The organism is Spongiactinospora rosea (assembly GCF_003315795.1).
GTDB lineage: Bacteria > Actinomycetota > Actinomycetes > Streptosporangiales > Streptosporangiaceae > Spongiactinospora > Spongiactinospora rosea.
On record NZ_QMEY01000006.1, the window covers coordinates 62,116 to 76,131 of the forward strand.

General features: G+C 71.0%; 10 protein-coding genes. 4 read left to right on the plus strand and 6 right to left on the minus strand.

All coding sequences use genetic code 11. The annotated features are described in order from the left end of the window. The first annotated feature begins 105 nt into the window (after positions 1-105). On the plus strand, positions 106-2,820 hold the full coding sequence (locus tag DP939_RS16485) for an AAA family ATPase (RefSeq protein WP_113981596.1): 2,715 nt from the start codon (positions 106-108) through the stop codon (positions 2,818-2,820). Positions 2,821-3,067: 247 nt separating this feature from the next. Here DP939_RS16485 and DP939_RS16490 read toward each other — a convergent pair whose 3' ends face one another. Together DP939_RS16490 and DP939_RS16495 are read right to left on the minus strand one after the other, a co-directional pair. Then, positions 3,068-3,643, minus strand: a complete 576-nt coding sequence (locus DP939_RS16490) for a hypothetical protein (RefSeq protein ID WP_147268020.1) — start codon at positions 3,641-3,643, stop codon at positions 3,068-3,070. Positions 3,644-3,646: 3 nt separating this feature from the next. Further along, positions 3,647-4,594 (minus strand): helix-turn-helix transcriptional regulator, encoded by a 948-nt coding sequence (locus DP939_RS16495; protein ID WP_225878290.1) that lies wholly within the window; start codon positions 4,592-4,594, stop codon positions 3,647-3,649. Positions 4,595-4,697: 103 nt separating this feature from the next. Between DP939_RS16495 and DP939_RS16500 the strand changes: the two genes are divergently transcribed. Next, the gene (locus DP939_RS16500) at positions 4,698-6,083 is read left to right on the plus strand and encodes an MFS transporter (protein WP_113981858.1); all 1,386 of its coding nucleotides are present in this window, start codon (positions 4,698-4,700) and stop codon (positions 6,081-6,083) included. 120 nt (positions 6,084-6,203) lie between these two features. Continuing rightward, positions 6,204-6,965 carry a MerR family transcriptional regulator gene (locus tag DP939_RS16505; RefSeq protein WP_113981599.1) on the plus strand — a complete coding sequence of 254 codons (762 nt, stop codon included), beginning with the start codon at positions 6,204-6,206 and terminating at the stop codon, positions 6,963-6,965. Here the strand turns inward: DP939_RS16505 and DP939_RS16510 are convergent. The 3 genes from DP939_RS16510 to DP939_RS16520 all read right to left on the minus strand — a co-directional run bounded on the left by DP939_RS16510 (position 6,962) and on the right by DP939_RS16520 (position 12,513). Beyond that, complete coding sequence (locus DP939_RS16510; RefSeq protein ID WP_199565206.1) at positions 6,962-7,726, minus strand: GNAT family N-acetyltransferase; 765 nt, start codon at positions 7,724-7,726, stop codon at positions 6,962-6,964. The genes DP939_RS16505 and DP939_RS16510 overlap by 4 nt on opposite strands. Before the next feature lie 8 nt (positions 7,727-7,734). Continuing rightward, positions 7,735-9,165: an adenylosuccinate lyase gene (gene purB, locus DP939_RS16515; protein WP_113981600.1), complete on the minus strand. Its 1,431-nt coding sequence runs from the start codon at positions 9,163-9,165 to the stop codon at positions 7,735-7,737. 78 nt (positions 9,166-9,243) lie between these two features. After that, on the minus strand, positions 9,244-12,513 hold the full coding sequence (locus DP939_RS16520; protein WP_263972327.1) for an efflux RND transporter permease subunit: 3,270 nt from the start codon (positions 12,511-12,513) through the stop codon (positions 9,244-9,246). Between the two features lie 267 nt (positions 12,514-12,780). Between DP939_RS16520 and DP939_RS16525 the strand changes: the two genes are divergently transcribed. Beyond that, positions 12,781-13,137 carry a MarR family transcriptional regulator gene (locus DP939_RS16525; protein WP_113981860.1) on the plus strand — a complete coding sequence of 119 codons (357 nt, stop codon included), beginning with the start codon at positions 12,781-12,783 and terminating at the stop codon, positions 13,135-13,137. Between the two features lie 78 nt (positions 13,138-13,215). Here DP939_RS16525 and DP939_RS16530 read toward each other — a convergent pair whose 3' ends face one another. Further along, positions 13,216-13,983, minus strand: a complete 768-nt coding sequence (locus DP939_RS16530; RefSeq protein WP_113981602.1) for an alpha/beta fold hydrolase — start codon at positions 13,981-13,983, stop codon at positions 13,216-13,218. Positions 13,984-14,016: the final 33 nt, after the last annotated feature.

The following is a 14,016-nucleotide window of genomic DNA, read 5'->3' on the forward strand; positions in this document are numbered from 1 at the left end:
GACAGGCGGCCGGAATATCCCAGGCGGCGCACGCGTTGCGCAGCCGTGCGAAACGGTGGAAGGGCCGAAGGGAACCAGAGCCCGACACACGACCTCCAGCCGCCGATGGCGGGCCGGGAAACCGAAACCGCCGAGATCACGCGGCGCCTCACCGCCGGCCGCTCCCACAGCGAGGTCCTCATCCTCACCGGCGACCCCGGCACCGGCAAGAGCACGCTCCTCGACTTCGCGGCCGACCACACACGCCGCGAAGGCGGACAGGTACTACGCGCGGCCGGCACTCCATCCGAAACGCACCTCGACTTCGCCGCCCTTCACCAGATGCTCCACCCGGTCCTCGGCGAACTCGACAACCTCCCGCCACGGCAGCGCGCCGCTCTGCGCACCGTCCTGCGCCTGGACGAACCCACCCGGCCACCCGACGGCATGCTCACCGGATCGGCTCTAATCACCCTGGCCACGAACCTGGCACGGCACGCCCCACTGCTCCTGATCATCGACGACGCCCAATGGATCGACCGCGCATCACTGGACGTCATCTCCTTCACCGCCCGGCGCATGAACGGCCAACCCATCACACTCCTGGCCGGCGTACGCGCCGCCGCCGCCCTGCCCGGCCTCGACGAAGGACACCGGCACCTGCAGATCGGCCCCCTGAACGGCGAAGCGGCCAACCGCCTGCTCGACCGGCAACCGGCGCCACCCACCGGCCGAACCCGCACACGGATCCTGCAAGAGGCCGCCGGCAACCCGCTGGCCCTGATCGAACTCACCCGCGCCGCCGCCACCCGGCCCCCCGCCGGCAGCGGCATCGAAGGCCCACTGCCCATCACCGACCGGCTGGAGCAGATCTACGCCGAACAGGCGCGATCCCTGCCAGAGGCAACCCGCCGCACGCTGCTCCTCCTCGCCGCTGCCGACACGACAGACGTACCGGCCGCCGCCCACGGCCTGCCCGAAGCCGACGACACGGCATGGGCACCCGCGGAACAGGCCAGGCTGCTCCGCCAGGACGGCCCCCGGATCACCTTCCGCCACCCACTCATCCGCTCGGCCGTCTACCACGCCGCCTCCCTCGAAGAACGCAGACAAGCCCACCTCACCCTCGCCCGCCACAGCCAAGAACCCGACCGCCGCGCCTGGCACCTCGCCGCCGCCACCACACGCCCCGACGAGACGATCTCCGCCGCCCTGCGACAGACCGCCGACCGGGCACGACGCCGCGGCGGCCACGCCGCCGCCACCGCCGCCCTCCAGCGCGCCGCGGAACTGAACCCGCACCGCGCCCACCAGGCACGCCTGCTGACCGAAGCCGCCGCCACCGCCGTCTACACCGGCCAACTCGGCTGGGTGGAACACCTGGCCGCCCAGGTACGCCGGCACAGCGACGATCCGGCACTCACCAACAGGGCCTCCCTCGCCACCGCACAACTCATGACCCTGCGCCGCCACCACACCGCCGCCTTCGCCCAGCTGACCCGCCTCGCCCGCGAGGCGGCGGCCACCTGCCCGCCCCGCGTACTGGACGCGCTCGCCGCGGCCGCGATCGTCCGCTACTACTCCGGCGAGCAAACCCAGCTACACCAGATCCACGACCTGCTCCCCGCCGCACCCGACTCCACCACCGAAGGCACCCTGCACGCCTGGGTACGGGCCATCAGCGACCCCAGCGGCACCGGCGCCTCCATCACCCCGGCACTGCCCGCACTCATCGCCGAAGCCGCAGACGACCCCGCCCGCCTGACCGCACTCGCCGCCATCGCCTGGATCCTGGACCACACCGCCCTGGCCACCAGCACCTTCGACCAGGCACACGACCGATGGCAGACCCGCGGCTCCCTCCCCGACGGCCTTGGATGCGCCGTCGGCTGGGCCTACCTGGAACAGGGCCGCTGGACCGAAGCCCGCGCGGTCGCCGCCGAGATCACCGCAATGGCCCAAGCGACCGGACTGGACCACGCCGAAGCCTGCGCACAAGCGCTCGACGCGACAACGCACGCCCTCCTCGGAGACACCACCGAGGCACGCCACCGCGCCCAGCGCGCACTGACCCTCATCGACCCGCTGCAAAGCCGCTCCATCACGGTCGCCGCCCACCGCGCCCTCGGCCTGGCCGCAGCCGCCGAAGGCGACCACGACACCGCCTACACCCACTTCCGCTCCGCCTTCACCGGCGACGGCGACCCCGTCCACTACCACGTCTCCTACACCGTCCTGGCCGAACTCGCCGCCTCGGCCGCCCGCCGAGGACACCACAAGGCCGCCACCGGCCTGCTGGAACGATCGGCGCAACACCTCGGCACGGGCGCATCGGCCCGGATCACCGCCCTGCTCGACCGAGGCCGCGCCCTGCTCGCCGCCCCCGGCCACGCCGAACCGTACTTCCAGGCGGCCCTGGCCGACGAAACGGGCGAGCAGCGGCCGTTCGAGCGCGCACAGACCCGGCTGGACTACGGCGAATGGCTCAGAAGACAACGCCGCATCACCGAAGCCCGCCCATTGCTGACCTCGGCACTGGACACCTTCCAACGACTCGGCGCCCGGCCATGGGCCACGCGGGCCCAGGCGGAACTGCGGGCCGCGGGCATCGACGCCGCAGGCGGCGCGGCGCCCGGCGGCCTGACCGAACTGAGCCCCCAGCAGCAGCAGATCGTCCGGCTCGCGGCGCTCGGCCTGACCAACCGGGAGATCGGGGAGAGGCTGTATCTTTCGCCGCGTACGGTCGGCTCCCACCTGTACCGGGTGTTCCCGAAACTGGGCGTCACCGCCCGATCACAACTCCGCGACGTGATCGAACATCACGACCGCGTTCCGATCTGACAGAACTCGGGGGAGTGGTGGGCTTCAGGGGGCGCTGGGGGAGTCGGCGAGTCTTTCGGAGAGCCCTGCGGGGGCGGGTACCGGCCATGATGTACGGCGTGGGCACCGGCCGGGGCAACAGACGGCCGAGACCGGGCCCCAGCGTCCTTTACATGGGCGAAAACCACCGAAAAGACATGAAAAAACAACACATTCTGATACCGGACAGAATCCACCTTCTGTCCGGTATCGCATATATTTTCGCAGGTCAGGCGGTATCGGCCTCCGGCTCAAGCGCGCTCACGAACGCCGTCGCCTCGCTCTGACCCATCCCGGTCTCACCCCGGACCAGATGAACCGCCTGCTCAAACCGCCCGGACGCCTTCAGCTCACGGGCACGCCCGGCCAAGGTGCCGGCCAACGGTGACACCGCGTGAGCGACCGGGGCGGGCACAGGCCGCCCGGCGGCGATCGCCTCGGCGGTCAGCTTGGCGTCCTTCAGGCCCATCGCGGTCTCCTCCCTGATCAGCTTGATCGCGTGGATCATGCGACCGTCGTCGGTGAGCGCGCGTACCCGGGACCGAAGATCGTGCGGCACATCCGGCAGCGGCCGCGGGATCTGCGGAGGCCTGTTGCGGGCGGCCGCACGCGCCACGGCGGCGATGCCGATCACCACGAGCACGGCGAAGATGAGCATGCCGCTGATGACGAACAGTTCTGCTGGTCCAAGTCCGGCCACGGTGTGATCGTACGACGTTTCACCGCATTCCACCCCCTCCTGCGAATGCTCGATAATGAACATTATGTCAAGTAACGCGAGATCGGGCCCCTCCCCGCGCCTCACATGTCACCCGCCGGCAGTGCCAAGGGCTGAACCGATGCCCCCAAGGCCGCCGTCCGCTTCGGTCCGGGTGCCCAGACGCGTGTGCCGATGCTCGGGCAGCGAGCAGTGCCTGGACGGACGGGCGGCCAGCCGGGCCAGGCGCTGCCGTGACGCCTCTCCTGCCGGCGTGTAGACGACCAGCCGGGCCTCGGGCATGCCCACCACGGTGAGCGTGGTGGTGGTCAGCCGTATCTCGCCCACCTCCTCATAGCGCAAGACCTTGACATGCGGCCCCGGCTCGGCGACGTCGTGCGCACTCCACATGCGGGCGAACGCGGAGCTTTCCGCCGACAACAGGCGGACGAATCCCGTCCAGGCGGGCTCGGCCAGATGACGGCCGAAGGCGGCCCGCAGCATCGCCACTAGGGGCCTGACCTCGGCATGCGGGTCAACGAACGGGTTGCAGCAGGGCGGACTGGTGAAGTGCTCCCAGATGGCGTTGCGCCGCTCGGGCGCGGCGGCCACGAAGGCGGGGAACAGGCCCGTGAACGTGCCGTTCCAGGCGAGCAGGTCGAAGCGGCTGGAGTAGACCGCCGCGGCCAGCGGATTGAGCGTGTCGAGGATGAGCTGAACCTGAGGATCGAGCATCCCGTGTTCCTCGGCGGCCGGGAGCACGGGCACGCCGGCGAGCCGGTAGAGGTGCTCCCGTTCGGCATGGCTGAGGCGGAGCGTACCGGCGATCGCGTCGAGCACGGCGACGCTGGGGTTGATCGGCCGGCCTTGTTCCAGCCACGTGTACCAGGTCACCCCCACTCCGGCCAGCAGGGCGACCTCCTCGCGGCGCAGCCCGGGCGTGCGCCTGCGTATCCCCGGCGCAAGACCCACATCATCAGGGGTGATGCGCTCACGCCGGCTGCGCAGGAACGTCGCCAGCTCGCCACGGCGCTGCACCCGGAGGTTCTTCGAGGACACTCCCCCAGCCTGGCCCATCCGCCGGTCCTGGTGCCAGGTGGTATCGCTACCTGGATGAGGACGCCCTGCCGCCGTCCGCCGCGTCACCACACGCTTGGAGTTCATGACCACCTCCACCTCCTCGTCTTCGATCAGGACGGGCAGAAGCGGCGGGCTGCTCGCTGTGATCCTCCTTGGCCAGTTCATGGCGATCCTGGACGCCACCATCGTGACCGTCGCGGCTCCGGCCATCCGCGCCGACCTGGAAAGCTCGGGCGCCGCGTTGCAGCTCGTCGTGGCCGGTTACACGATCGTGTACGCGATGCTGCTCATCACCGGGGCACGTCTGGGCCGCAGGTTCGGCCATCGGCGTCTGTTCCAGGCCGGGCTCGTGCTCTTCACCGCCGCCTCGCTCGCCTGCGGGCTGGCGGCCACCACCGCCCAGCTCATCGCGTTCCGCCTCTTCCAGGGGGCGGGGGCGGCGCTACTGGTGCCGCAGGTGCTCAGCCTGATTCAGCTCACCCTCGACGGTGCCGCCCGCGCCAGGGCCTTCAGCGTGTACTCCAGTGTGCTGTCCGGCGCGGCGGTCGCCGGTCAGATCCTGGGCGGGGTCTTGACGGGCGCGGACATCGCGGGCACCGGATGGCGCCCGATCTTCCTGGTGAACGTGCCCATCGGCGTGGTACTGCTGGCGGCGGGGGTGCGGCTGCTGCCCGCCGACCGTCCCGGCGCCACCACGGGGCTCGATCTGCCCGGCCTGGTGACGTTCTCGCCCGCCGTGTTGCTGCTGGTGACGCCGCTGGTGCTCGGCCGTGAGCTCGGCCGGCCCGTCTGGGGCTGGGCGATGGTGCCCGCCGGTGCCGTTTTCGCCGTCGTGTTCGTGGCCACGCAGCGCCGCGCGGCCGCCCCGTTGATCCCCGGCTGCGTGCTCCGCTCCCCCGGTCTGGTCCTCGCCGCGGCGTCCATCTTCTCGATGATGGCCGGGTATGCCGGGTTTCTGTTCACCATGGCGCTGTATCTGCACGATGGCCTGGGTCTGTCTCCCCTGCGATCGAGTCTGGCCTTCGTGTTGTCCTCGGTGGGTTTCGGTGCGGCGAGCTTGAGCTGGCGGCGGGTCCCTGCCCGGTTCCACCGCCGTGTGGTTCCGGCGGGGCCGGCGCTGTCGGCTGCGGGCTATCTCGCGGTGGCCTTCATCACGGCGCGCCTGGGTTCGCCCGGCTTTTTGTATCAGGTCGCCGGCGTGGTGTCCGGCGTCGGCATGGGGCTGGCTTTCAGCTCGGTTCTCAGTGCGGCGTTGAGCCGGGTCATGCCGGTGGACGCGGCGGACGCGAGCGGGGTCATGTCGACGGTCACTCAGCTCGGTCAGGTCGCCGGGGTCGCGGGGCTGGGTGCGGTGTTCCTGGGTTTTCCTTTCGGTTCCGTCGCGGCCGCCGCGGCGGTCACGAACACGGGTGTCGCCGCGCTGGTGCTGTTGTCCGCGGTGTTCGCCGCTTTCCTGCCGCGCCGGTGATGAGCGTCATCGCGGTACGGCGGCGCGGCCGGGCCGGCGGGGGTTTCCCTTGCCGGGCTTGACTCTCACCTAACGTCAGGGGGCAGCCTGGGAGGCGTAAGAAGGGGAGGCGGTGGGCGCGTGGGGTTGCCGGTGGGGCAGGTGGCGCGGCTGGCGGGTATCACCGTCCGGACGTTGCACCACTATGACGAGATCGGGCTGCTCACCCCCGGGGAGCGGGCCGCGTCGGGTTACCGGTACTACACCGATGGTGACCTTGAGCGGCTGGAGCAGGTGTTGTTCTACCGCGAGCTGGGGTTCGCCCTGGAGGAGATCGCGGCGATCTTGGCCGAGCCCGGCGCCGACCGGATGACACATCTGCGGCGGCAGCACGAGTTGCTGATGCGGCGTATCGCCCGGCTTCGGGAGATGGCCGCCGCCGTCGAACTCGCCATGGAGGCGCACACGATGGGATTCGATCTGTCACCGGCCGAGCGGCTTGAGGTGTTCGGGGAGTTCCGGCCGGAGGAGCATGAGGCCGAGGCGGAGGAACGCTGGGGCGGCGGGCGGGAGTTCGCCGAGAGCCGGCGCAGGGTCGCGGCCTACACCAAGCAGGACTGGCTGCGGCTCCGCGAGGAGGGCGAGGAGATCGTTGCGGGCCTGGCGGCGGTGTTCGCCGCGGGTGAGCCGCCGGGCGGGGCGGCCGCGATGGATCTGGCCGAGCGGCATCGCGGGCACATCACCCGCTGGTTCTATGACTGCGGGTACGACATTCACCGGGGGCTGGGTGAGATGTACGTGGCCGATGAGCGGTTCGCGGTGAACTTCGAGGGGGTCGCGCCGGGGCTCGCCGTCTATGTGCGGGACGCGATCGCCGCCAACGCCGCTCGCGGCGGGTCCTAGCCGGGGGTGGTCTCGGCGACGGCGGCCTGGTGCAGGTGGTAGCCGAGCCGCTGGTACAGGGCGATGGCGGTGGTGTTCCAGCCGTCGGCCATCAGGCAGGCGCGGCCGTGTGCGGCGATCAGGTGGTCGGTGACGAACCGGCACACCCGCTCCCCCAGTCCCCTGCGGCGGGCCGGTAACGCGGTGGCGACTCCGGCGAGCAGGCCCGCGGTGGGGGCGCTCCAGGCGTCGGCGGCGACGGCGGTGAGGGTGTGGCCGTCGCGGATGCCGGCCCAGGCGCGGACGCCGGGCAGGCCGGGTAGGGCGTAGGCGTCGGGGCTGGCCTGGGCGAGCAGCGCGGTGACCTCCCCTGCCGCGGTGGCCGGTAGCCATACCGCTCCCCCGCCCGGCCCGCCGGGCGGGCCGGGCGGGCTGGGCGGGCTGGGCGGGCCGGGCGGGGGTGGTGTGCTGGTGTCCATCCACGCGAACCGGGCGGCCACCTTCAGTTCGCGGACGCGGCGGGTGATCTCGGTGATGAGTTCGTCGCCGCCGAGCGGGCGGTAGGTGGCGCCGCACTCCCCCAGCGTGTGCGTCACCAGGCGTGCCGCGGCGGCGGCGGGCCCGGCAACGGCCAGGCGGTCGCGGCGGCACAGGTCGGGGCTGGCCACCGCCACGGCGTCGCCCAGCCGGAACGCGCGCACTCCGCCGTCGAGCCGCTGGGCGGCCCACATGACCAGCGAGTCGTCGCCGGCGACGGCGGAGATCTCCGTCAGGCGGGTCACCTCGGTGATCACAAGATGGCGGCCGGGGTGTAGGCGGCGGCGGCGGGGTGGCGGGCGGTGATCCGGCCGATGCGGGTGACGACGTCGGCGACCTGTGCCTGGGCGGCGCCGGTGAAGGACGTGGTGTCCTCCAGCAGGCCGGTGATGGCCGTCTCGTCCAGGGGGAAGCGGGTGTCGGCGCCCAGGCGGGCGGGAAGGGTGTTGCCGCCGCCGTGGGAGCGCATGTCCAGTGCGGCGGCGACCGCGTGTTCCTTGATCAGTTCGTGTGCGGTCTCGCGGCCCACTCCGGCGCGCACGGCGGCCATCAGCATCTTGGTGGTGGCCAGGAACGGCAGGTAGCGGCGTAGTTCGGCGTCGATGACGGCGGGGAAGGCGCCGAATTCGGCCAGTACCGTCAAGGTGGTCTCGGTCAGGCCGTCGAAGGCGAAGAACGCGTCGGGTAGCGCCACGCGCCGTACGACCGAGCAGGAGACGTCGCCTTCGTTCCATTGGCCGCCGGCCAGTTCGCCGCTCATCGCGGCGTATCCGCGCAGCACGACCGCGAGGCCGCCGATTCGCTCGCAAGAGCGGGTGTTCATCTTGTGCGGCATGGCCGAGGAGCCGACCTGCCCTTCCTTGAAGCCTTCGGTGACCAGTTCGTGGCCGGCCATCAGCCGTACGGAAAGGGCGAGGCTGGCGGGGGCGGCGGCGAGTTGCACCAGGGTGGTGAGGACCTCGTAGTCCAGGGAACGCGGGTAGACCTGCCCGACGCTGCCCAGGCGGTGGGTGAAGCCGAGGTGGGCGGCGACGCGGTCTTCGAGTTCGGTGAGCCGGTCGGGGCTGCCGCCGAGGAGGTCGAGCATGTCCTGGGCGGTGCCGACGGGGCCTTTGACGCCGCGCAGCGGGTAGCGGTCCAGCAGGCCGTCCAGGCGGGTGTAGGCGGCCAGGAGTTCTTCGGCGGCGGTGGCGAAGCGTTTGCCGAGGGTGGTGGCCTGGGCGGGGACGTTGTGGGAGCGGCCGGTGATGACGGTCGCGGAGTGTTCGGCGGCCAGGGACGCCAGGCGGGCCAGTAGGGCCACGCACCGGTCGCGTACGTGCGTCAGGCTGTCGCGGATCTGGAGTTGCTCGACGTTCTCGGTGAGGTCGCGCGAGGTCATGCCCTTGTGGATGTGCTCGTGCCCGGCCAGGGCGTTGAACTCCTCGATGCGGGCCTTGACGTCGTGGCGGGTCAGGCGTTCGCGGGCGGCGATGGAGTCGGTGTCGACGTCGTCGATGACCTTCTCGTAGTCGCTGATCGCCGTGGGCGGGACCGTCACTCCCAGGTCGGCCTGGGCTTTGAGGACCGCGAGCCACAGCTGGCGCTCGGCGATCACCTTGTGCCGCGGGGACCAGATGCGGGTGAGCTCCGGTGAGGCGTAGCGGGCGGCCAGGACGTTGGGAATGTGCGGCTTGTCGGTCACATCGCCGCAGTTTATCGGCCGGTCGGGCGGGTGGCGGCCGGTGGGGGCGCGCAGGCGTCCCCACCGGCCGGGCCGGGTTTACTTGGGTGCGGTGGCCTGCAGCTGCCTGCCGCCGCTCTCCGTCCCGGCGGCGTGCTGGCCGCCCGCGGGCTTGCGGCGCAGGCGTTCCTTGGTGCGTTCGACCATCGTGTACAAGGTCGGCACCATGATCAGAGTGATCAGGGTGGAGGACACCAGGCCGCCGATCACCACGATGGCCAGCGGCTGGGAGATGAACCCGCCGGAGCCGGTCAGTCCCAGCGCCATCGGGATCAGCGCGCAGATGGTCGCCACGGCGGTCATCAGGATCGGCCGCAGCCGGCGGCGGCCGCCTTCCATCACGGCCTCCACCACGCCCATGCCCTGCGCCCGGTACTGGTTGATCAGGTCGATCAGCACGATCGCGTTGGTGACCACGATGCCGATCAGCATCAGCATCCCGATCAGCGCCGGGACGCCCAGCGGGGTGCCGGTGGCCAGCAGCAGCCCGAGCGCGCCGGTCGCCGCGAACGGCACCGACACCAGCAGGATCAGCGGCTGGACGAAGCTGCGGAACGCCGCCACCATGATCATGAAGACGATGGCGATGGCGGCGATCAACGCCACCCCCAGGTCGGCGAACGCTTTTTCCTGGTCGGCGCTTACACCGCCGACGCTCCAGGTGGCGCCCGCGGGCAGGTCCAGGCCGTTGAGCTGGGCGGTCAGGGCGGTGGTGACGCTGCCCAGGTCGCTGGCGGTGGCGCGGCCGGTGACGGTGGCGCTGCGCTCGCCGTCGATCCGGGTGACCTGCGTCGGGCCGTCGACCTCCGAGACGTTCGCGACATCGTCGAGTTCGACGGTGCCGGTCGCGGTGGGCAGCTCCAGTTCACGGATCTGCGACAGCGATTCGGGGGCGTCATCGCCGCGCAGGACCAGGTCGCCGGCGCGGCCGTCCAGCGTGAGGCGCCCCAGCGGGGCGCCGCGGAACGCCTGGGCGACGGCCTGGCCGATCGCCGTCTCGCCCAGGCCCCGCTCGGCGGCCTCGCGGCGGTCCACGCGTACCTCGACCCTCCGGGCGCTGGCCTCAAGGTTGGAGGCCACCTCGGAAAGGCCGGGCACGCCCGCCATGGTGGAGGTGACGGTCTCGGCCGCGCGACGTAGCGTGTCGGTGTCCGGGGCGCGCACGATGACCTGCATCTCGTTGGCGGAGAAGCCGGGGCCGCCGCCCTGCTCACTGATGGTGATCTCCCCCACGCCCGAAAGCGCGGCCACCGCGGTGCGGATCTGCTCCTGTACGGCCGCGCTGTCGGCCTCCTCGTCCAGGGTGACGGAGAAGGAGGACCGGTCGGCGCCGCCGCCGCTGGGCATGCCCATGACTCTGCCGCCCGAGCCGACGTTGACCTGGTAGGACCGTACGCCCCGCACTGCGGCCAGGACCTCTTCGACCTTCTTGGCGGCGGCGTCGGTGGTGGCCAGATCGGTGCCGGCCGGCATCCGCTGGGTCATGGACAGGGTGTTCTGTCCCGCAGCGGACAGGAAGTTGGTCTCCAGGCGCCCGGCCAGGCCCACCGTGCCGGCGAAGATGACGATCCCGGCGAGCAGGGTGATCAGCCGGCGCCGGGTCGCGAAGCGCAGTACCGGCAGGTAGGCGCGTTGCAGCGGGCTGCGCAGTTCCTTGGCTTCGGCGCGTTCGCGGATGGCCTGCATCTCGGCGGGGGTGGCGGAGGGGGCCTTGAGGAACCAGTAGGCCAGTACCGGGATGACGGTCAGGGACACCACCAGGGACGCCAGCAGTGCCACGGTCACGGTGATGGCGAAGGGGGCGAACAGTTCGCCGACCATTCCGCCGACGACGGCGATCGGCAGGAACACCGCGACGGTCGTCAGGGTGGAGGCGGTGACCGCGCCGCTGACCTCCCGCACGGCGGAGGTCACGGCGGTGCGTTTGGGTTCGCCGTAGGCCAGGTGGCGTTTGATGTTCTCCAGGACCACGATGGAGTCGTCCACGACGCGGCCGACGGCGATGGTCAGCGCGCCGAGGGTGAGCATGTTCAGCGAGTAGTCGCCGACCCACAGGGCGATGAGCGCGATGATCACCGACAGTGGGATGGAGACGGCGGTGACGAGGGTGGAGCGCAGCGACAGCAGGAAGACCAAGATGACCAGGACGGCGAAGGCGAGGCCGAGCAGCCCCTCGGTGGTGAGGTCCTTGATCGCTCGCTCGACGTAGGGGGCCTGGTCGAACACGACGGTGACGGGCACGTTGCCGAGGGCGGCCGTCAGGGCGGGGATCTTGTCGCGTACGGCGTGCGAGATCGCCACCGCGTTGCCGTCGGGGGTCATGGTGATCGACACGCCAAGGCTGGGCTCACCGTCGGTGCGGGTCAGCGTGGCGGCCTCGGCGATCTCCCGCTCCACATCGGCGACCTCGCCGAGTTTGACCGGCTTGACCGGCTTGACGGGTTTGGCGGGTTTGGCGGGTTTGGCGGCGGGCGGGGCCTTCGGCGGCGTGCCCTGGCCGGGCATGGCCTGGCGCTGCGCCTGCTGGGCGGCCTGCTGCTGGGCCTGAAGTTGTGCCTGCTGCTGGGCTTGTTGCAGCTGGGCGGGTGAGGGCGCCAGGTAGAGGTTCTTCAGGTCCTCGATGGTCTCGATGCGGGAGCCGACCTGGACGGTCAGCGTCTTGTCGTCCTTGGTGAGGTTGCCCGCGGGTACCGGGGTGCCGTTGGCGCGCAGCGCCTCGCCGATCGCGGCCGCTGTCAGGCCGTGCTTCTTCAGCTTCTTCTCGTCGGGGGTGATGACGACGTTCTCCTCGCGGGCGCCGGTCACCTCGGCTTCCCGCACCCCCTCCACGGAGCGGATCTCCGGCAGGGTGAGCCGTTCGAGTTTGTCGGCCATCTCCCGCTGGTCGCCGCCCTCGGCCACGGCCAGCACCAGGACCGGCAGATCGTCGGTGTTGCCGGCGATGACCTGCGGGTCGACGTCGTCGGGCAGGCTGGGGCCGATCTGCGAGACCGCCTGCTGCATGTCGGCGACGGCGGCGTCGATATCGACGCCGAAGTCGAAGGCCACCTGGATCTGGGCGACACCCTCGCGGGAAGTGGAGGTGATCTCGGTGACGCCTTCCAGCCCGTCGAAGGAGTTCTCGATGGGCTCGGCGACCTGTTCTTCGACGATCTCCGGGGACGCCCCGGGGTAGGCGGCGACGACGAACGCTCCGGGGAAGGCGAGCGAGGGCAGCAACTGCTGCTTCAGCGCGGGGATCGCGAAGGCGCCGAAGGCGCTGAGCACCACCGCGATCAATATGACGAGGCTGCGGTTGGCTAGGCTCAACCTTGCCAGGAAGGTCACGGGAACGGACTCCCTCAGGGTCAGTGGGCAAAATGAGCGACATGCGAAGTTTTGCTCCACACTAACACTTAGCCTGGCACAAATGTTTAGCCGCACGCCTCGTTCCTGATAGCCTTCTCAGGAAGTCAAGGAGTGAGACACATCGACGAACGCGACGAGCTGATCGACCGGATCGCCCGCATCCAGCATGAGCTGGCACGATACATTGCCCGAAGCCGATTCCTGCCCGGACCGGCCTCAAATCTGACAATGCGCCAGCTTCAAGTCACCGTCTTGCTGTCATCCCTCGGCTCGGCCTCCGGCCAAGACCTCGCCCGCCACCTCGGCGTCAGCCTGGCCACCGTCACCGGCATCGTCGACCGCCTGGTGCGCCACGGACTGGCCTGCCGCCACGAAGACCCCGACGACCGCCGCGTCCGCCGCGTCGAACTGACCCCCAAGGGCAAGGCCCTCATCGAAGAACTCCAGGACGCCGGCCTCGCCGGCCTGCGCCGCCTCCTGGACCACCTGGACCTGGACACTCTGCGCATGCTCGACCTGGTGGGCATCCGCATGTACGAGGTCGGCCGCCGGCTACGCGAGCAGGCCGATCCGCCGCTTCGCTGACCACCTCGGCCTGGTCTGGCGACCCAGGTGAAAGTGGTCGTTCTCAGTTTTTCGGTCAACCTGGCCGACCGATCGCCTTTACAAAGTAAATATCAGGTCGGTGATCTCGGCGGGCCGTTCCATGCTCGGCAGGTGACCGGCCCAGTCCAGCTCCACCAGCCGCGCCCGCGGCATCGTCTCGGCCATGTGCCGGGCGCACTCCCGGAAATAGGGCAGGTCGTGGGCGCCCGCCACCACCAGCGCCGGCACCTCGATCCCCGCCAGGTCGATGCGCCCCCGCACCTGCTCGGGCTCCGGGTCGGCGGCGAGCTGCACCCCGAAGGCGTGCCGCTGCATGCCGGCCAGCCGCTCGCGCACCTGCGGCCCGGCGTCGGGGCCGAGCCAGGTGTCCACGTTCAGCCGTACCGCGGCCTCGACATCGCCCGCCTCCAGCAGCCGGTCCTCCTCGGCGATGAACGCCTGCAGATCGGGCGTCCTGGGCAGGCCGCACCCCGCGTCCAGCAGCACCAGCCCCGCGGCCCGCTCCGGGTGCGCGGTGGCCACCTCCAGGGCCACCTGCCCGCCGTAGGAGGCCCCGACCAGCAGCACCCCCGTAAGGCCCAGGCGGGCCAGCAGCGCGGCCACATCACCACTGTCGCTGTAGGGCACCGGCGAGGCGTACGGCGTGCGGCCGTACCCGCGAAAGTCCAGGCGGATCACGCGCGAACGGGCCGCAAGGGCGGGCCACAGCGAGTCCCACATCCGGCCGTCGGCCGTCGAGGAGTGCAGCAGCACGGTGACCGGCTCCCCCGACCCGGCCTCCTCGAAGTACACCTCGTCCACCGTGCTCCCCTCTCCCCCGCTCATCGGGTCTCGGCCGCCAGCCGTACGCCCAGCCCG

Excerpts from the sequence above, each read along its gene's own strand:
- DP939_RS16485 (WP_113981596.1), top strand. The coding sequence starts at position 106 with ATGGCGGGCCGGGAAACCGAAACCGCCGAGATCACGCGGCGCCTCACC.
- DP939_RS16500 (WP_113981858.1), top strand. The coding sequence starts at position 4,698 with ATGACCACCTCCACCTCCTCGTCTTCGATCAGGACGGGCAGAAGCGGC.
- DP939_RS16525 (WP_113981860.1), top strand. The coding sequence starts at position 12,781 with ATGCGCCAGCTTCAAGTCACCGTCTTGCTGTCATCCCTCGGCTCGGCC.
- DP939_RS16530 (WP_113981602.1), bottom strand. The coding sequence starts at position 13,983 with ATGAGCGGGGGAGAGGGGAGCACGGTGGACGAGGTGTACTTCGAGGAG.